General features: G+C 72.0%; 15 protein-coding genes. 7 read left to right on the top strand and 8 right to left on the bottom strand.

The genetic code is table 11. From position 1 onward, the window contains the following. Positions 1 to 55: 55 nt before the first annotated feature. The 3 genes from AWQ71_RS37295 to AWQ71_RS37285 form a co-directional block, all read right to left on the bottom strand. Complete coding sequence (locus AWQ71_RS37295; RefSeq protein WP_157570809.1) at positions 56 to 1369, bottom strand: FtsX-like permease family protein; 1314 nt, start codon at positions 1367 to 1369, stop codon at positions 56 to 58. Beyond that, on the bottom strand, positions 1366 to 2091 hold the full coding sequence (locus AWQ71_RS37290) for an ABC transporter ATP-binding protein (protein WP_067143376.1): 726 nt from the start codon (positions 2089 to 2091) through the stop codon (positions 1366 to 1368). Before AWQ71_RS37290 ends, AWQ71_RS37295 begins: the two co-directional genes overlap by 4 nt. A 144-nt stretch (positions 2092 to 2235) precedes the next feature. Continuing rightward, complete coding sequence (locus AWQ71_RS37285; protein ID WP_067143319.1) at positions 2236 to 3150, bottom strand: hypothetical protein; 915 nt, start codon at positions 3148 to 3150, stop codon at positions 2236 to 2238. Between the two features lie 589 nt (positions 3151 to 3739). Between AWQ71_RS37285 and AWQ71_RS37280 the strand changes: the two genes are divergently transcribed. From AWQ71_RS37280 to AWQ71_RS37265, 4 genes are all read left to right on the top strand, one after another. Then, positions 3740 to 4900, top strand: coding sequence for a sensor histidine kinase (locus AWQ71_RS37280; RefSeq protein ID WP_245658911.1), 1161 nt, complete (start codon positions 3740 to 3742; stop codon positions 4898 to 4900). Continuing rightward, positions 4897 to 5562 (top strand): response regulator, encoded by a 666-nt coding sequence (locus AWQ71_RS37275; protein WP_067143317.1) that lies wholly within the window; start codon positions 4897 to 4899, stop codon positions 5560 to 5562. Before AWQ71_RS37280 ends, AWQ71_RS37275 begins: the two co-directional genes overlap by 4 nt. Positions 5563 to 5790: 228 nt before the next feature. Beyond that, entirely contained in the window at positions 5791 to 7047 is a 1257-nt protein-coding gene (locus AWQ71_RS37270) for a cytochrome ubiquinol oxidase subunit I (protein ID WP_067143310.1), read from the top strand. A 15-nt stretch (positions 7048 to 7062) separates the two neighbouring features. Next, complete coding sequence (locus tag AWQ71_RS37265; RefSeq protein WP_067143309.1) at positions 7063 to 8025, top strand: cytochrome d ubiquinol oxidase subunit II; 963 nt, start codon at positions 7063 to 7065, stop codon at positions 8023 to 8025. A gap of 2 nt (positions 8026 to 8027) precedes the next feature. On the opposite strand, the gene AWQ71_RS37260 is transcribed toward AWQ71_RS37265, so the two are convergent. From AWQ71_RS37260 to AWQ71_RS37245, 4 genes are all read right to left on the bottom strand, one after another. Beyond that, positions 8028 to 8927 carry a carbohydrate ABC transporter permease gene (locus tag AWQ71_RS37260; RefSeq protein WP_067143305.1) on the bottom strand — a complete coding sequence of 300 codons (900 nt, stop codon included), beginning with the start codon at positions 8925 to 8927 and terminating at the stop codon, positions 8028 to 8030. A 1-nt stretch (position 8928) separates the two neighbouring features. Further along, positions 8929 to 10035 carry a carbohydrate ABC transporter permease gene (locus AWQ71_RS37255; protein ID WP_084259725.1) on the bottom strand — a complete coding sequence of 369 codons (1107 nt, stop codon included), beginning with the start codon at positions 10033 to 10035 and terminating at the stop codon, positions 8929 to 8931. Between the two features lie 120 nt (positions 10036 to 10155). After that, positions 10156 to 11406 carry a sugar ABC transporter substrate-binding protein gene (locus AWQ71_RS37250; protein ID WP_067143303.1) on the bottom strand — a complete coding sequence of 417 codons (1251 nt, stop codon included), beginning with the start codon at positions 11404 to 11406 and terminating at the stop codon, positions 10156 to 10158. 50 nt (positions 11407 to 11456) lie between these two features. Then, a complete protein-coding gene (locus AWQ71_RS37245; protein ID WP_067143300.1) occupies positions 11457 to 12506 on the bottom strand; it encodes a LacI family DNA-binding transcriptional regulator in 1050 nt (349 codons plus the stop codon). A 145-nt stretch (positions 12507 to 12651) separates the two neighbouring features. Here AWQ71_RS37245 and AWQ71_RS37240 point away from each other — a divergent pair, with 145 nt between their 5' ends. Further along, complete coding sequence (locus AWQ71_RS37240) at positions 12652 to 14802, top strand: amylo-alpha-1,6-glucosidase (protein WP_084259721.1); 2151 nt, start codon at positions 12652 to 12654, stop codon at positions 14800 to 14802. 83 nt (positions 14803 to 14885) lie between these two features. Here the strand turns inward: AWQ71_RS37240 and AWQ71_RS37235 are convergent, their stop codons facing one another. Then, positions 14886 to 15410: a GNAT family N-acetyltransferase gene (locus AWQ71_RS37235; protein ID WP_067143298.1), complete on the bottom strand. Its 525-nt coding sequence runs from the start codon at positions 15408 to 15410 to the stop codon at positions 14886 to 14888. A gap of 713 nt (positions 15411 to 16123) precedes the next feature. On the opposite strand from AWQ71_RS37235, the gene AWQ71_RS37230 reads away from it, so the two are divergent. Both AWQ71_RS37230 and AWQ71_RS37225 read left to right on the top strand, forming a co-directional pair. After that, positions 16124 to 17434, top strand: coding sequence for an MFS transporter (locus AWQ71_RS37230; protein WP_067143295.1), 1311 nt, complete (start codon positions 16124 to 16126; stop codon positions 17432 to 17434). 166 nt (positions 17435 to 17600) lie between these two features. Beyond that, a complete protein-coding gene (locus AWQ71_RS37225) occupies positions 17601 to 18173 on the top strand; it encodes a hypothetical protein (RefSeq protein WP_067143292.1) in 573 nt (190 codons plus the stop codon). Positions 18174 to 18248 lie beyond the last annotated feature (75 nt).

Genomic DNA, 18248 nt, shown 5'->3' with positions numbered 1-18248 from the left:
ACCGCGGCCCCCAGGTTGCCGTGAGCGGGCAGGGTGCATCGGCGCGCCTTCAAGCTCAATCGGGCAGAAGCGCCCCGTGCCGTGCCCGCCGCGTGGCGGCCAGTCCTCCGGCCAGGCCGCTCAGCGTGCAGATCAGCACCAGCCCGGCGTACTGCGGCAGTGAGTAGGCGAACCGCAGCTCGCCGGTTTCGGCCTTGCCGAGCATGGCGAGTGAGGCGGCGGCGATGCCCGTTCCGAGCAGGGTCCCGGCGCAGGTCACGATCAACGTCTCCCAGCACACCGCTCTTGCGAGCTGCTGTGGCTTGGTCCCCACCGTGCGCAGTAACCGGATCTCCCCGGCCCGCTCGGCCATCGTCATGGCCGTCGAGTTCAGCACCGAGATCACGGTGTAGACCACCGCAGACCCCACCAACATCGGGGCTACCCACACCGACGGCCCGGTACGGGTGACACCCGCCGCCGCGTCGGTGGTCTCCACGGCGAACAAGAAGGTGCACGCCAGCGCCACGGTCAACATCACCGGAGACGCCGCCGACATCGCCCGGCGCGGCTGAGCGACCAGCGAGGACCTGGCCAGCATCCCAGCACCCGGATCGAGCCGGGCCGCCACGGCTCCGAGCAGCCATCCCATCCCACGCACCGCGACGGGGCCCAGCGCGGACGCGCCCACGCAGAGCACCATCGTCGCCCCCAGCGCGGTCGGCGCCGCGCTCTTCAGCTTGACCTGCGGCACCAGCCACAACAGCACGGCACCGCCGGCCAGCGCCGCCCCTCCGGCTACCGCCCTGGGCCAGGGCAGCAGTCGCCGCTGCACCGCGCTGTCCCGCAGCACCTCCAGCGGGCCCACGCCTACCGCCTTGCGCGCCGCGACCCGGGCCGCCAACAGCGTCACCGCCAGCCCGACCACCAGCGCCACGATGAACGGCCCCGTCGTGACCTTGACCGGGACGCCGCCTGGCGCCAGCCCGGTCATTTGCATGAACGCCGCCATCAGTGCGGCGTACGGGACGGCCAGCACGCAGCCTGCCACGTTCGCCAGCACGGCCACCACCAGCGCCTCCGCCGTGATGAGCCTGCTCACCTGCCGCGGCGTCATGCCGACCGACCGCAGCAGCGCCCATGTCCTGCGTTGCCGCAGCACGTGCAGGCTCAGAATGCCCGCGACCACGAAGATCGACACGAACCCCGACACCACGGCCGACAGCACCAGCAACCCCATGATGCCGTTCAACTCGGCACGTGTGGCCGCGCCGACGACCACCAGACCGCTACCGCCGACCAGCATCACAGCCAAGACCACCGCCGCGAACGAAGCGGCGAAGCCCATCCGATTGGTTCGTACGTTGTTCCAGGCCAGTACGAGCGTCACCGGCGGCCGCCCAACCGCATGCCGATCTGGTCGGCCGAGGGCCTGTCCAAAACCTCGACGATCCGCCCGTCGGTCAGCAACAGCACTCTGTCCGCCTGGGCCGCCGCCTCCGGATCGTGCGTGACCATGACCACCGTCTGGCCGAACGCGTCGACCGCCTCCCGCAGCAGCGCCAGCACCTCGTGCCCGGTGCGGCGGTCCAGCGCCCCCGTCGGCTCGTCGGCGAACAGCACCTCCGGCCTGCCGAGCAGGGCGCGGGCGATCGCCACGCGCTGCTGCTGGCCGCCGGACAGTTGCGCCGGTCGATGCCCTTCCCGACCGGCGAGACCGACCCGGTGCAGCAGTTCGCGCACGCGTGAGGGGTCGGGCCGCCGCCTGGCCAGGCTGCTGGGCAGGATCACGTTCTGCCAGGCGGTCAGCGACGGCACCAGGTTGAACGCCTGGAAGATGACGCCGACTTGGTCGCGGCGCAGCACCGCCAGTTCGTTCTCCCCGAACCGGGTGATGTCCTGCCCGGCGATGCGAACCGCCCCCGAGTCCGGCCGGTCCAACCCCGACGCGCACTGCAGCAGCGTGCTCTTGCCTGACCCCGACGGGCCCATCACCGCGGTGAAACTGCCGCGCGGGAATCCGATGCTGACCCGCCGGAGCGCGGCTACTTCGGTTGCGCCCTTTCCATATGTCCTGGTCACTTCCTCAAGGAGGACCGCATGATCAACCATGATCAGCAACGTACCGGAAGGCGTGTGCCTCACCCATCCGGCATTTCCCTGATCGGCCCCCTGAGGCTCGCCGCACGCCCCTGACGCCCCACCCCGCGGCGGTTATCGGAGATCATGCGGGCCGGCCCCAGCCGAATCCCCTGATCACCTGGGCGAACGGCCCCCGGCGGGGGAGGCGGCGCGCTCGGACAGCCCCAGGTCGGCGGCCTCGCGCACCGGGACGGACGTGCTGCACGAGCCGTAGGAGGCGAAGCCTGCCCGGACCCGGCGCACCTCCTCCGGGGTGAGCGAACGGGCCAGGTCCGCGAGCCGTCCCGCGTCCGTGTCCAGCAGGACGGAGGCGACCTCGTCCGCGCTCCGGCCGCGTACGGCCTGCGCCGAGGCGAGCAGCACGTTGAGGTACCCGAAGTGGGTGAACCCCGTGGCCGGGTCGGTGTGGCGTACCGCGTGGTGCAGGCCGGCGGTGGCCTTCACCGGGATTCCGGTGCCCGCGGCGGCGACGAGCGCCGTGGCCAGGTCGGCGGCGGGCGGGAACAGCTCCGGCTGGACGCCGCCGCACCGCAGCTTCAACCCGAGCGGCCGCCCGGCCGACTCCCGGCGCGCGGCGAGCGCGGCCGTCAGGGCCGCCGCCCCGGTGACGTCCGCGGGTTCGGCGAACAGGATGACGTCCGGGCCCGCGCCTCCCTCGGCGAGCGCCCGCAGCGCGACGTCGAGAGCGGCGGCCATCGGCTCGGTGCCGGACGTGGCGGGGGCGAGCGGCGCGAGCGCCCACTCGATCCCGGCGAGTGTGAGCGCCGGGGCGTCGATCACCGTGCGGATCGCCTCCCGCGTCTGCGCGGGGTCGGCGCCGCCGATGAGGATGATCCGTACCCGGTCCTCGGGGGCGAGCTCGGCGAGGAACTCGCCGATCCGCGCGGCGGGGCAGAGGAACCGGTGCGCCAGCATCGGCTCGGCGGCGGCGAGGTCCGCCCGGTGCCGCCGTACGGCCGAGGGCATGTCGAGGGACGTCGGCGGGAAGAGCCCGGCGTCGTCGACCAGGGCGTCCAGCAGTCCGGTCACGACGACCTCCGCACCGGTCGGCGACCGCCCCGGCCGAGATCTCTCCTGACCTGCCGTGAGGTCGGCATCTGGTACGGCATCGCACCTCCTGTTGCCGTGCCGCGTGCCGGGTCCGGCCCAGGGACTCGGGCCCGCGCGCGATCTGACGTTATGTCCGCTATCAGACCATGCCGACGGCGAGCGTCGCGAGCCGGAGCACCCCGGCAGCGCGCCGGCAGCCGGGGCGGACGCGCGGCGCGCGCACAAGGCCGAGTGCCGTCACCCGTGGGCGGAAGGTGTCCGGGGACGGCGATGATCAGGAACTGGCGGCGTGCATTCGCTCCCTCACCATGGTCGCGAGACGGATCTGGACGCCACCATACTCGGCCGACGGCGTCGCGGATCGGCGATGAAATATCGGTTCCTGTTCCGTCGATTCCCGAGGTGAGATATCAATTCGTCGAAAACAATGTGTCGTCGAATCGGGCGGGGCCGATGGAAATCGCGGAAATCGGGCGGGAAAGCCCGGTGTGACCGCCGGGCGGGCGGGCCCGAAGACACAGGTCGCGCCGGGGGCCGGAGGCGGGAGATCCGACAGGAGGCCGGGGACGTGAGACGTGATGGGGGCCAGACCGCGAGCGACCTCCTGGCGGCGGTGGTGGTCGCCGTCGTCACGATGGGCGCGACGGCCGTCATCGCCCGGACGTCCGAGCCCGGCCTGCTGCCCGAGTGGGCCGGATATCTGATCCTGGCCGGGACGGCGGCGCCGCTCGCCGCCCGGCGGACGGCTCCCGCGCGCACGCTGGTCGCGGTGATGGCCGGCGCGCTGTGCTACCAGGCTTTCGACCTCCCGGGCGGGGCGTTCACCATCGCGCCCGCCGTCGCGATCTTCAACGCCGCAGGTGCCGGACGCCGGATCGTCGCCGTCGTCGCGACGCCGGTGTGGGCCCTCGCCACGTACCTGCTCGGCGCGATGTGGGACCACGCCCCCGATACGCAGGGCGTGGTGTGGTTGGCGACCTGGCTCGCGGTCATCCTTGTAGCGGGCGAGGTCGCGCGCGGCCGCCGCGAGCGCCTGCGCGCTGAGCGGGAGAAGGCGGCGCAGGCCGAACGGGCCCGCGAGGAGGAGGCCAGGCACCGGGTCACCGAGGAGCGGCTGCGCATCGCCAGGGAGCTGCACGATGTCCTCGCGCACAGCATCTCGGTGATCAACCTCCAGGCCGGTGTCTCGGAGCATCTGATCGACCGCGACCCGAGGCAGGCCCGCGCCGCTCTCGGCGCCATCCGCCAGGCGAGCAAGGACGCACTCGTCGAGCTGCGCAGTATGCTCGGCGTCCTGCGCGCCGTGGACGACGACGGGCGTCCCCTCGCCCCGGCCCCCGGGATGGACCGCCTGCGCGAACTGGTCGAACGCGCGCGAGAGGCGCGGTTGAAGGTGTCCGTCACGCTGCCTGAGGCGAGGTCCGAGCTGCCCGGCATGGTGGATTTGGCCGTCTACCGCATCGTTCAGGAGTCGCTCACGAACGTCATCCGCCACTCGGGGGCGGGCCACGCGGAGGTGACCGTCCGCCTCACCGGCCGGGACGTGTTCGTCGAGGTCGCGGACGACGGTGTAGGGGTGCCGGGCGGCGGGCCGCTCTACGAGGGCAACGGACTGGTGGGGATGCGGGAGCGGGTCATGGCCGTCGGCGGCGAGTTCACCGCCGGACCGGTGGAGGGGAAGGGGTTCCTGGTGCGGGCGAGGCTACCGGTGCGGAGCGCGGCGGCATGATCAGGGTGCTGCTGGCCGACGATCAGCCGCTGATCAGGATGGGGCTGCGTGCCCTGCTCGGCTCGGAACCGGACATCGAGGTCGTTGGCGAGGCGGCCGACGGCGGCGAGGCCGTCGAGATGGCCGCCGACCTCCTCCCCGACGTCGTGATGATGGACGTCAGGATGCCGGTCCTCGACGGCATCGAGGCCACCCGGCGGATCGTCGGCGACCCCCGCCTCGCCACGGTACGGGTCGTCATCCTCACCATGTTCGAGCTGGACGAGTACGTGTTCCAGGGGCTGCGGGCCGGGGCCAGCGGCTTCCTCGTCAAGGACAGCGACCCCGCCCAGCTCCTGCAGGCCGTCCGGGTGGTCGCGGCCGGGGACGCGCTGCTCAGCCCCGGCGTGACCCGGCGTCTGATCGCCGAGTACGCCGGCCGTGTCGTGGACGCGCCCGCGACGCCGGAGCTGGACGTGCTCACCGAGCGGGAGCGCGAGGTCGTGGCGCTCGTCGCCGCCGGGCTGTCCAACCAGGAGATCGCCGAGCGCATGGTCGTCAGCCCGGCGACGGCCAAGACGCACGTCAGCCGGGCCATGACGAAGCTGTCGGCGCGCGACCGCGCCCAGCTCGTGGTGTTCGCTTTCGACTCCGGCCTGGTGCACCCGCGCCCGCGTCCCTGACCGCGGGTTCCGTGACCCCTGAGCGTCCCGGCGCAACCGGCCGCGTCCGCGGCCGCGGCCACCGGGATGCCGGCTTCGGTACTCCGCCAGGAGTAGCCGGCCTCGGGGACTGCTCCGCCGGGAGCAGCCGGGCAAGCCGCCCTCGGTCCGATGACCTCCTCCGCCACGCCGTGACAGGCTTGATCACCGTGATCAGGCCTGTCCGGTGACGGAAGCACTCGGAGCGATATGGACACCCTTCTCCTGGCACGGCTGCAGTTCGCGACCACGACCTCCTTCCACTTCCTCTTCGTGACCCTCTCGCTCGGGCTGGTCGTGTTCGTCGCCGGCATGCAGACCGCCTACGCGGTCTCCGGCAAGGCCGTCTACGCCCGCATGACGAAGTTCTGGGGCACGCTGTACGTCATCAACTACGCCCTGGGCATCGTCACGGGCCTGGTGATGGAGTTCCAGTTCGGGCTGAACTGGGGCGGGTTGTCGGAGGTCGCCGGCAACGTCTTCGGGGCGCCGCTGGCGCTGGAGACGCTGATCGCTTTCTTCGTCGAGGCGACGTTCCTCGGCATGTGGATCTTCGGCTGGAACCGGCTGCCCAAGTGGATCCACCTGGCGCTGATCTGGCTGGTCGCGGTCGCCGCGTACGCCTCGGCGCTGTGGGTCCTGGCGGCCAACGCCTTCCTGCAGAACCCCGTCGGCCATGAGATGCGTGACGGCCGGGCGTACCTGACCGACTTCGGCGCGCTGCTGCGGAACGACAGCCTGACCGACTCGCTGCCGCACGTGGTGTCGGCGGCGCTGCTGGCCGGAGGGCTGTTCGTGGCCGGGATCAGCGCCTGGCACTTCATCCGGCGGACGGACGAGGTGGAGGTCTTCCGCCGCTCGCTGCGGTGGGGCGTCGTCGCCGCCCCCGTCGGCGCGTTCTCGATCATCCACTTCGGCTTCCTGCAGGAGGTCGCGATCGAGCGGTACCAGCCGATGAAGCTCGCCGTCATATACCAGGAGCCGGCCCGGCTGGAGGCCGCCCGGCAGCTGATGCTGCAGCGGTTCGGCCCCGGCGACTTCGCGCCGCCCTCGTGGATCGCGATTCTCTACCAGATCATGATGAACGGCGCCTTCGTCCTCGCCCTCGCCACCCTGGCCTGCCTCGTGCTGCTGTTCCGGAACTGGCTGATACGGCTGCGCGTGCCGCTCTACGCGCTGGTCGTGATGCTGCCGGTGCCGTTCATATTGATGATCACGGGCTGGCTGGTGCGGGAGGTGGGCCGGCAGCCCTGGGCGGTGTACGGCCTGCTGACCACCGAGCAGGCGGTGTCGGACGTCCCTCCCGGACTCGTGCTCGCCTCCTACGTCGGCTTCACCCTGGTACTCGGGCTGCTCGTGGTCCTCGACTACTGGCTGATCGCCACCTACGCCCGCAGGGGACCCCGCCACACGCTGTTCGGGACGACACTCGCCGAACCCGCCAGGGACCGTCTGACGGCCTACTGAACACAGGAGGAAACGGTGGATCTCGTATGGGCGGTCCTGCTGGGGCTGCTGTTCTGCGGCTACTTCATGGTGGACGGCTTCGACATCGGCACCGGTCTGCTGCTGCGCCGGGTCGGCCGCACGGAGGGGGAGCGGCGGGCGCTCCTCACCGCGATCGGCCCGTTCTTCCTCGGCAACGAGGTGTGGCTGGTGGCCGTCGGCGGCGTGCTCGCCGGCGCGTTCCCACTGGTCGAGGACCGGGCGCAGGGCGGAATGTACCCGCTGGTCGTGGTGGGTCTGCTCGCCTGGGTGCTGCGCGACGTGTCCGTCTGGTTCCGCAGCCGGCGCGCGTCGCTCGGCTGGCGGGCGGGCTGGGACCGGATGCTCGTCGTGACCAGCGCCGCGTTCGCCGCCTTCTGGGGCCTGTTCACCGGGGCCGCGCTCGCCGGCCTCCCCCCGGCGGGCACGACGGCGGGGGCGGCGCGGTTGGCCGGGCCGTACCCGCTGCTGTGGGCGGTGGCGCTGGTCGCGCTGTTCGCCGCGCACGGGGCCGTCTTCCTCGCGGCCCGGCTGTCGGGAGATCTGGTGAAGCGGGCCGAGGCGACGGCGGTGCGGCTGCTGCGCCCGGCCGCGGGCCTGCTCGCGCTCGCTGTGTCGGCCGGGGCCGTCCTCGTGCTGCCGAAGCGGTGGGAGGTCCTGCTCCCCGCCGTCCTGATCGGTGGCCTGGGCGCGGCCGCCCTGTGGGCCGCGAGCGCGGCGGTGCGGCGAGGGAGGCACGGCCGGGCGCTCACGCTCACCTCCCTCGCCGCCGCGTCCCCCGTCGCCGTGCTGCTCATCCGGCTCGCCTGGGACCTGCCGGACGCGGCGGCGGACGACGCCACTCTGAGCACGCTCGGCGGTTTCGCCCTCGTCGCGCTGCCGCTGCTCGCCGCGGCGCAGGCGTGGATGTGGTGGGCCTTCCGGCGGCGGGTGGACGCGGGGACCGTCGTCTTCTTCTAGCGTCAGCCCTTCTCGGCTCCCTCGTTGGCGCCGCGGACGAAGTAGCGCTGGAAGACGACGAAGATGACCGCGACCGGGATCGTGGCGAGTACGGCCGCGCCGAGCTTGAGCGGATATTGGTTGCCCTTGCCGAGCGAGCCGCTCACCAGGTCCGCGAGACCGCGGGGGAGCGTGAAGAGCTCGGGGCTCTGCACCGCCACCAGGGTGTGCGCGAACTCGTTCCAGGTGCCCTGGAACGAGATGATGGTCAGCGTGAGCAGCGCCGGTCTGGCCATCGGGAGCACCACCGACCAGAACGTGCGGAACACTCCCGCGCCGTCGATCCGCGCGGCCTCCTCGACGCTGACCGGGATCGACTCGAAGAACTGCTTCATGATGAAGACGCCGGCGGCGTCGGCGATCACCGGGAGGATCAGCGCGGTGTAGCTGTTGTACAGGCCGAGCTGGTTGAGCACCAGGAACTTCGGGATGAACAGCACCACGCCGGGCACGGCGATCACGGCGACGATCGCGGAGAACAGCGCGCCGCGCCCGGGGAAGCGCAGCCGGGCCAGGGCGTACCCGGCGAGCGAGTCCAGGAAGACCCGCCCCACGGTGATGATGATCGTCACCAGCAGCGAGTTGCCGAGCCACAGCGGCAGGTCGGTGTTCAGGAAGACCTTCTCGTACGCGTTGAGCGTGACGGGGTCGGGGATGGGCGACAGTGGGTTTGCGGCCGCGTCCGGCTCGGTCTTGAACGAGTTCGCGATCTGGATCACGAACGGATAGAGGAAGACGAGCGCGAAGAAGATCAGGATGAAGTAACCCGCGAACGTGGAGGCGAGCCTCCGCGCGCCCTCCGAGTCGCCGGTCCGCCGTCCCTCCCGCGTCGAGCGCCGGGCGGCGTCGGTGCTCACCGCCATGTCACGCCTTCCCCTTCCTGGCCCGGCGGCCGGGGCGCGGTACGGCGTCCCGGTCCCGCAGGACCCAGCGCTGGACCAGCGCCAGCACCACGATGATCACGAAGAGCACGAACGAGATCGCCGTGCCGGGGCCGTAGTCGAAGTTGCGGAACGCCGTCTTGTACGACAGGTACGCCGGGGTGAGCGTGGTCTTCGCCGGGTCGCCCTGGCTCATCACGTAGACCTGGTCGAAGACCTGCCAGGTGGCGATCGTGCCGAGCGTCAGCACCAGGAAGAGCGTCGGCTTCAGCAGCGGCAGGGTCACGTACCGGAACGTCTGCCGGCGTCCGGCGCCGTCCAGCCGGCTCGCCTCCTCCAGCGTCACCGGGATGTCCTGCAACGCGGCCAGGAACATCAGCATGAACGTCCCCGAGGTCGTCCAGACGACCAGCACGATGATGGTGACCATCGCCACGCTCGGCCCGGACAGCCACTCCCACCAGGACAGGCCGAACGGCCCGCCACCGGTGAGCGCGGCCGGCGGCGCGTCCGGATCGACCAGGCCGAGCGCGCCGAGCAGCAGGTGCAGCGTGCCGCGCGGGTCGGAGAACCACTGCGGCCCGTTGATGCCGACCAGCTCCAGCAGGCGGCTCACCGCTCCCGAGTTGGCGAAGATGAAGAGGAAGACGACGCTGATCGCCACCGAGCTGGTCACCGACGGGAAGAAGAACGCCACGCGGAAGAACGTCCGGCCCTTGAGCAGCCGGCTGTTGACGATCACAGCCAGCCCGAGCGCCAGCACGGTCTGCGCCGGCACCACGATCAGCACGAAGTAGAAGTTGTTGCGGATGCTCGTCATGAAGTCCTGGCGGGCCAGGCCCTCCTCCGTGAACAGCCGCGTGTAGTTGTCCAGCCCGACGAACGGCACGCCCGCCCGGAACGGGCTGCCCTGGCCGTTCCACTCGGTGAGGCTCACCCACAGGGCCATCAGGATCGGCAGCAGCATGAACAGGCCCAGGATCACCACGACCGGGGCCACGAAGAGCCAGCCCGCGATGCCCTCCCGGGCGGCGGCGGAGCGCCGGGGCCTCCGCGCTTCCGGCACAGGTCCGCCGGCCGGGGCGGTCATGTCGGCCACGCCGACCTCCTTCCACCGTCTCGCAGGTCACTCGCCGGCCCCGGCCGTCGCGGTGTGGCGGGGCCGGGGGCCGGGTCCCGGGGCGGGCGCCCCGGGACGGATGTCCGGGGGTCAGTTCCCGAGGGCCGCCTGCGTGTTCTTCTGCAGCCGCTCCAGGACGGAGGCGGGGGAGGTGGACGTGAGCTTCTGGATGCCGGTGTCGAAGTCGGCCAGCACGCTCTCCATCTTCGGCGCGTTGACGGGGCCCTGGGCGTACTCGGCGCCGTTGACGAACGGGGTGTCGCCCGGGAACTCCGTGGTGTAGGCGTCCTTGGCGGACTGGCGCGACGGCATCACGCCGAACGCCCGGGCGAAGGCCATCTGCTGGTCGGCCGTGGTCATCGCCTGGACGAAGTCGATCGCCTGCTCCTTGTACTTGCTCTTGGCGGAGACGCCCCAGCAGGTGGTGAAGGAGAGAGTGCCCTTGCCCTTCGGCCCGGCGGGCAGCTCGTGCACCGAGTACTTCACGTCGGGGAAGTCGGCCGTGAGCGCGCCCTTGATCCAGTTGCCCTCGATCGTCATGGCGGCCTTCTCCTTGCCGAAGGCCTCGCCGCCCCAGCCCGCGTCGAGCTGCTTGGGGAACTGCGCGTACTTCTTCTTGAGGAGGGACTGCACGTATTCGAGCGCCTTGGCGTTCTCCGGCGAGTCGGCCGTCGCCTGCTTGCCGTCCGGGCTGGTGATCCAGCCGCCCGCCTGCACCATGAACGCGCCGATCCGGTCGCGGGTGTCGCCCACGGCCAGCGGCGTGATCCCCTTGGCCGACAGCTTCTCGCTCACCGAGGTGAGCTGCTCCCACGTGGTCGGCACGTCCGCGTCGGTCAGCCCGGCCTTCTTCCACAGGCCGTCGTTCACGATCAGCGCCAGCGTGGAGAAGTCCTTCGGCGCGCAGTAGAGCTTGCCGTCGCGGGTGAAGGTCGCGCGCAAGCTCTCGTAGAAGTCCTCGGAGTTGGCGATCCGGTCCCCGTACGGCTCCAGCGCCCCGACGCTCGCGTAGTCGGCGAAGCGCGACGCGTCCACGTAGAAGACGTCCGGCGGGTTGTCGCCGGCGAACGCCTGGCCGAGCTGCTGGGAGAGGTCCTGCGCCGGGGTGACCGTCGCCGTCGATCCACTGGCCTTGGCCCAGGCGTCGGCGGCCTGCCGTACGGCGGTCGTCTCGGCGTCACCCGAGGAGCCGATGAGGATCTGCAGGGAGGCCGGGCCGGCACTCTGCTGGGCCGGTGCGGCCGGCTTGTCGTCGAACCCGCTGCCGCAGGCCGCCGAGGTGAGGAGGCCGGCGCAGGCCAGCGAGCCGAGCGCCGCATTCCTGAGAGTTGCGCGATTCATGGGCGTTCCTGATCTTCTTGGTTCTCTGGGGAGTGGGGAACTGCCACGGGTCAACCCGAACGCCGAACGACCAGCGAGGGCTGGAGCAGCACGTGCGGGTGCGGGTCCCCCGAGGACCCGGATGGGCGGCTGTCGCCGTCGAGGAGGCGGGTGAGCAGCGTGACGCAGCTCGCCGCCGCCTCCGCGAGCGGCTGGCTGAGACTGGTGATGCCGACGGCTTTCGCCACCGGTGTGTCGTCGAACCCGATCACGGCGACCGGCGGTCCCGCCCGGTGCTCGGCCGGCGTGGCGGCGCCGGGGGAGCGCACGGTGTGCAGCGCGCCGAGCGCGAGCGAGTCGCTCACGCAGACGAGCGCGGTCGCCGGGTCGCCGGATTCGAGCAGCTCGCGGGCGGCCGCCTCACCGTCGTCGACGCCGTCGCTGGTCGCCCGGTCGAGCCCCGCCGGGTCCACGCCGGCGGCGCGCAGCGTGCGGGCCCAGCCCTCCCGCCGGTCGTCGCCGACGCCCGACCCGGCGGGCCAGCCGAGGAAGCCGATCCGGCGGTGGCCGGCGTCGAGCAGGTGGCGGGTGGCGGCGGCGGTGCCGGCGGCGCCGTCCACGTCCACCCACGCGTGCGGCGTACCGTCCGGCACGCCCCACGGGCGGCCGAAGGTGACGAACGGCATGCTCCGGTCGAGCAGCCACGAGGTGCGGATGTCGCCGTGGTGGGTGCCGGTCAGCACGAAGGCGTCCGGCTCGTACGCGCCGAGCAGGTCCGCGAAGGTCGCGATCTCGGCGGTGTCGTCGTCGGCGGTGTAGAGCAGCACCCGGTAGCCCGCGCGCGCGGCGCTCTCGGTGAGGCCGTGCAGGAAGCGGTCGAGGACCGAGCCGTTGATGCCGTCGCGGTCCGGCTCGATGCGGGTGGCGATGAGCCGCGACCTGCCGGTACGCATCTGGCGGGCGGCCTGGTTGACGCGGTAGCCGAGCTCCTCCACCGCGTCGAGCACCCGCCGCCGGGTCTCCTCGCGGACGACCTCAGGTGTGTTGAGCACGTTCGAAACCGTCTGGCGGGAGACGCCGGCGTGACGAGCGACGTCGGCGATCGTCACCTTTTCAGGCATAGAGTCCCTTTCCGTGGGTTTGAACGTTCAAAGAGAAGTAAGGCATCATTGGATCGTTCAAGTAAAGGAAGTGTTGGCAATGTGCACCCACGGAGCGGATCTGTCAAGGTCGCGCCCCGCCTGATCCGAACCAAGGAGTCGTTACGTGCTGGTCGGAGCCACGCCGGAACCGGGAGCCGCTCTCGCGGCCCAGGAGACCGGCCCCCCGGCGGGATATCGCCTGCAGCCGCTGCTGCACGACCTCGTCAGCACCGTCCTGGCCCCCACCAGCGCGTTGAGCGGAGCCGACGGGCAGATCCGCGCCTCCGGCGTCCAGGGGCTGTTCCACGCCGACACCCGCGCGCTCTCGCTGGCCAGGCTGCTGATCGACGGACACGAGCCGGAGGCCATCGCCTACCTGCCGGTCGGCCCCGGGCACGACCGGTTCGTCTCCCTCGCCCGCCAGCTCGGCGATCCCCACCCCGATCCCACCGTGCGGATCGAGCGCACCCGCCAGGTGACGCCGTACGGCATGAGCGAGCAGGTGGAGATCGTCTCCACGGCGTCGGCGCCCGTCACCGCCACCGTCACGATCGAGCTGGCCGGCGACTTCGCCCCGATCGAGGTCGTGAAGTCGGGCGGCGACACCACGCCCGTCGCGGCCACGGTCGACGAGCCCGGCACGCTGGTCTGGCGGTCGCGGCGCTCCCGGGTCGTCGTGACCGGGATCGACGCGCGGGCCGAGATCGCGGACGCCCCCGGACAGGTCGCCCCGGCGCGGCTGGCCTGGCCGGTCACGGTGCGGCCGCGCGAGCGCGTCACGCTGCGCTGGGAGGCCGCCGTCACCGACCCGGACGCGGTCGTGATCTCGCCGTCCGGCCCCGTCGAGTGGAACCGCCCCCGGGTCGCCGCGGCCGACCGGCGGCTGGAGCGGCTGCTCGACCGGTCCCTGGACGACCTGCGGTCGCTCCGGCTCATCGAGCCGGACGCCCCCGGCGACACCTTCCTCGGCGCGGGCGTGCCGTGGTTCCTGACGCTGTTCGGCCGGGACAGCATCTGGGCCGCGCGGATGCTCCTCCCGCTCGGCACCGAACTCGCCGCGGGCACGCTGCGGGTGCTCGCCCGCCGCCAGGGCGTACGGACCGACCCCGCCTCCGGGGAGGCGCCCGGAAAGATCATGCACGAGCTGCGCCGCCACGAGTTCACCGTCGAGGGCAACGGGCTGCGCCTCCCCGCGACCTACTACGGCACCATCGACGCCACCCCGCTGTGGATCGCCCTCCTGCACGACGCCTGGCGATGGGGGATGCCCGAGCGCGTGGTGGCCCCGCTGCTGCCCCACCTGGAGGCCGCGCTCGGCTGGCTGGGCGAGTACGCCGACCCGGACGGCGACGGCTTCGTCGAGTACATCGACACGAGCTCCCGCGGCCTGGCCAACCAGGGCTGGAAGGACTCGGGCGACGCCGTCCGGTTCAGGGACGGCAGCCAGGCGACCGCGCCGATCGCACTCGCCGAGGTGCAGGGCTACGCCTACCAGGCGGCGACCGGGGCCGCCGCGCTGCTGGAGGCGTTCGGCCGTCCCGGCGCGGAGCGCTGGCGCGAGCACGCGGCGGCGCTCGCCGCGCGGTTCCGCGACCGGTTCTGGGTGGAGGGCCCCGCGGGCCGCTACCCGGCGCTCGCCCTCGACGCCGCAAAGCGGCCGGTCGACTCACTCACCAGCAACATCGGGCACCTCCTCGGCACCGGCCTGCTGTCGGCGGGAGAGGAGGCGGAGGTGGCCCGGCTGCTCGCCTCACCCGCGATGTCGGGCGGCTTCGGCCTGCGCACGATGTCGGCCGACGACGGCGGGTTCAGCCCGCTGTCCTACCACTGCGGCTCGATCTGGGCGCACGACACCGCGATCGTGCTCGCCGGGCTGGCCCGCGCCGGGTTCGGCGGGCAGGCCGCCGGGCTCGCCGAGGGGCTGCTCGCCGTCGGCGAGGCGTTCGGCTACCGCCTGCCCGAGCTGTACGGCGGAGACGCGCGGGACGACGTGGGGCGGCCCCTGCCGTACCCGGCCGCGTGCCGGCCGCAGGCGTGGTCGGCCGCGGCGGCGGTGACGATCGTGCACGCGGCCACCGGCCTGTACCCCGACGTGCCGGAGGGCCGGGTCACGCTGCGTCCCCTCGCCGGCGCCCCGCTCGGCGCGGTGTCCGCGCACGGCCTGCGCGTCGCCGGGCACGAGGTCGGCGTCGAAGTGGACGCCGCGGGCCGGGCCGAGGTGACCGGCCTGCCCGCGGACCTGCGCGTCGAGGATCTCGCCCGGCCTGCCCGCTGAGCCTCCCGGCGTCTCCCGGCCCGTTCACCGCGCCGGGAGACGCCGATCACCGGGCTCGCGCGGCGCGGCAGAGCTCGCGTCGGTCACAGGCCGGGGGGAGGCGGATCGCTGCGCAGCCTGCTGTACATCCAGCCGTCGCGCCACCGTCCGGCACGGAACTCCACCGCGCGCAGGACGCCCTCCAACGTGAAACCCGCCTTCACCAGCGACTTCTGTTCGGCGATGTTCTCGGGGTGGGTGGCCGCCTGGATGCGCTCGACCGGAGTGTGGGCGAACAGGTAGTCGCACAGCATCGCCTGAGCGCGCCAGCCGATGCCGCGCCCCCGCCAGTCGGGGAGCAGGGCGATCCCGATCTCCCAGTATCGGGAGACCCCGAACCCCTGCGCCGACCAGCTCATGAAGCCCGCGGCCGCGCCGTCGACCTCGACGATGATCCGGCTGTCGTCCTCGCCCAGGTACCCGTCGGCGGCGTAGCGCCGGACCGGAGCCTGCGCGTCGCGGAACCCCGTCCAGTCCAGGCCGATCAACCCCGGCTCCGTGGCGAAACGCCGGAACATGACGAGGTCGTCCTCGGCCACCGGCCGCAGTCGTATGTCAAGGGCGCTCACCGCGCCACCTCCCTCGTGATGCGTTCGTCCGCGCATGATCGCGTCACCGGCCTGGACCCTACCCCGTGAGATCCGCGAGCCGCCGCCGAGAGGAGCCTGTCATCGCGGCTCGCCGGCCGGAGATCGGTGCGAACCGGTTGCCTTCGATCGGGGCGGGCCCTAGTGTTCGACGCTATGTCCGTTGTGCCGCCGCATGGCCTCGTCCGGCTCCCCCGTCTCGTGGTTGGCCGGATCACGCGTACCCGCGTTCGCCGGGCCGTGGCCTCCCTAGGACTAGCCGGCTTCTCTCGCTGACCGGCACACAGGCGGGCCCAGGGCGTCCGAGCCTCGGGTACGGCTCGGCTCCGTAGGGCCACAACGCCGTGGCGCGGTCTTTCGCACACGGAAATCACTCACCGGCTCGCGTGCCGCGGCACCCGAGGTGCCGGTCGCGACCGTTCGATGTGGTCCGCGGTGACCTTCTCGCGCTGAACGCGCTGAACGCGCTGAACGCGCTGAACGCTCCCCATGGGCCGTTCACCGTCGCCGACGGCCGTCCCCGGCGGGGTCACCGCGCGCGCCGGGCGCCTACCGCACTCGTGACCACGGCCCGGCCGCCTTTCGGCGACCGGCCTGTTCCTGCCCCGCCCGTGCCCTGCCCTGCTCCTGCACTGCTCCGCATGAGGTCCGATTCCCCCTCTGCCCAGAAGGCGGAGGTCCCCTCGGAGGTTCTGATGACATCGACGGGCGACACCGCGCCGACCGGACGCCGCCGCTTCGGCGTGCTGAGACAGCGGGACTTCCGGCTGCTATGGCTCGGTGAGACCGCCAGCGGCCTGGGAACCAGCATCACCGGCGTGGCGTTGCCCCTGATCGCGGTGGTGGTCCTGCGGGTCGACACCTTCGCCGTCGGCCTGCTCGCCGCCGTCGTCTGGCTGCCGTGGCTGGTCATCGGGCTGCCGGCCGGCGCGTGGGTGGACCGGCTCCGGAAGCGGCCCGTCCTGGTCGCCGGCAACCTCGTCTCGGCCGCCATGTACGCGAGCGTCCCGGTCGCCGCGTGGCTGGGGGCGCTCACGTTCGCCCACCTGCTCGCCGTCGCGATCGTCTGCGGTGTCGCGACGGTGTTCTTCAGCACGGCGTACCACGCGTACGTCCCCGCGGTGCTCGACGGCCGCGACCTGCTTGAGGGCAACGCGAGACTTCAGGGCAGCGAGGCGGCGACGGGCGTGATCGGTCGCGGCGCGGCGGGCCTGGTCGCCGACGCCTTCGGCGCGGTCTCCGGGCTGCTGATCGACGCGGTGACCTTCGTCGTCTCGACCGCGTGCCTGCTCTCGCTCCGCGTCCGCGAGCCGGTCCCGGCCGCCCCGGCGCGGGGGGACACACTGCGCCGCCAGATCGGCGCGGGCCTGCGCTTCGTCATGCACGATCGCTACCTGCGGCCGATGGTCATGTACGGCGCCCTGGTCAACCTGGCGCTGATGGGCTACCAGGGGATCCAGATCGTCTTTCTGGTACGCACTGTGGGGGCGAACGCGGCGACGGTCGGCGGCCTGATCATGGCCGGCAGCCTCGGCGGCATCGCCGGCGCCTTGATCGCCACCGCGGTCGGCCGGCGCTTCGGGACCGCCCGCGGAATGCTGATCCTGCAGCTGGTCACCGGACCCTTCGCGCTCCTGCTGCCGCTGACCACGCCGGGCCCCGGTCTGCTGCTCTTCGCCGTCGGCTCGTTCACGGTGGGGGCGGGGATCGTCGCCTGCAATATCGTGCTGGGCGGCTTCCGGCAGAGCTACTGTCCGCCCCACCTGCTGGGGCGGGTCGTCGCGACGACGATGATGCTCAACCACAGCACCATCCCGATCGGGTCGCTGCTTGGCGGGTTCCTCGGCGACCTACTCGGCCTCCGCCCCACCATGTGGATCATGGCCGGACTGCTGGCGCCGTGCTCGCTGATCCTCGCGCTCAGTCCGATGCGTTCCCGGCGTGACCTGCCGGGCGCGAGCGAGCCGCGCCCGTCGGCAACGGTTCAGGGGAGCCAGACCAAATAAGCCCAGGGGCGATCGAGCGCACCGCCTACCCGTAGACCCCGTCCGAGCCGGCCGTGTTCTGAGCCTGAATGCACATCGGTACCGGGCACCTGCGCATGCCGTCGCGATCAACATCGCGTTCAGAAACTACTGAACTTTCCTCACATCTGTCGCATCGAAGCCAAGCATGAACAAGATTCAAAAGCTTTCCATCCTGTCCGCACTGCCCGTCGCCGCGGCTCTGATGGCGCCCCCCGCTCAGGCGGCGGAGCGCCCGGCCTGCCCCGTCCCGACCAAGGCAGAGGCGAAGCGGTCGTCCGATACCAAGACCGACAAGCCGCCCAGGGGCGCCGCCGCCATCAAGGGAGTCCGCGTCAACCACATCCCGAAGGGTTTCACCTACGGCCAGGTCGGCGTCAACGAGCACGATGGCATCACCGAGTACGGCTACCAGTGGAGTGATGACCGCTCCGACGTGAACCCCAGGCAGCGGTCGCTGTGGGTCAGGGTGGTGTGCTGGCCGAAAGCGAGTGAGCTGACGCAGCTCAAGAACGCGCCGTTCGACATCGGGACGTTCTCCGGTGACACCAAGACCGTGAAGATCGGCCGCCGTCAGGTGCTCACCCAGGCGGGTGACGGCGCGCTGGGCCATGGCCGGTACGCGGGCTGGGTAGAGCGTAAGGGCGTCGTCGTCACCGTGATGGCCAGCCGGCCCCTCGTACCGGAGCTGGCGAAGATCATCAAGGGCATCGAGCTGTGAACCGGCCAACCCCGCCATCCGGGGGCCGGGTTGGGTGGTCATCATGCCCGATCGTCTACTGACATCTCGCTCGTG

Source organism: Microtetraspora malaysiensis (genome assembly GCF_001528665.1).
In the GTDB taxonomy this organism is placed as follows: Bacteria; Actinomycetota; Actinomycetes; order Streptosporangiales; family Streptosporangiaceae; genus Microtetraspora_A; species Microtetraspora_A malaysiensis.
Note: the sequence above shows the minus strand (reverse complement) of the source record. Positions and strands in the feature narration are given on the sequence as shown.

What these genes read in the sequence shown, in the direction of transcription:
- AWQ71_RS37260 (WP_067143305.1), bottom strand. Translation starts at nt 8,927, where the DNA reads ATGGCGGTGAGCACCGACGCCGCCCGGCGCTCGACGCGGGAGGGACGG.
- AWQ71_RS37245 (WP_067143300.1), bottom strand. Translation starts at nt 12,506, where the DNA reads ATGCCTGAAAAGGTGACGATCGCCGACGTCGCTCGTCACGCCGGCGTC.
- AWQ71_RS37250 (WP_067143303.1), bottom strand. Translation starts at nt 11,406, where the DNA reads ATGAATCGCGCAACTCTCAGGAATGCGGCGCTCGGCTCGCTGGCCTGC.
- AWQ71_RS37275 (WP_067143317.1), top strand. Translation starts at nt 4,897, where the DNA reads ATGATCAGGGTGCTGCTGGCCGACGATCAGCCGCTGATCAGGATGGGG.
- AWQ71_RS37270 (WP_067143310.1), top strand. Translation starts at nt 5,791, where the DNA reads ATGGACACCCTTCTCCTGGCACGGCTGCAGTTCGCGACCACGACCTCC.
- AWQ71_RS37255 (WP_084259725.1), bottom strand. Translation starts at nt 10,035, where the DNA reads ATGACCGCCCCGGCCGGCGGACCTGTGCCGGAAGCGCGGAGGCCCCGG.
- AWQ71_RS37225 (WP_067143292.1), top strand. Translation starts at nt 17,601, where the DNA reads ATGAACAAGATTCAAAAGCTTTCCATCCTGTCCGCACTGCCCGTCGCC.
- AWQ71_RS37230 (WP_067143295.1), top strand. Translation starts at nt 16,124, where the DNA reads ATGACATCGACGGGCGACACCGCGCCGACCGGACGCCGCCGCTTCGGC.
- AWQ71_RS37290 (WP_067143376.1), bottom strand. Translation starts at nt 2,091, where the DNA reads ATGGTTGATCATGCGGTCCTCCTTGAGGAAGTGACCAGGACATATGGA.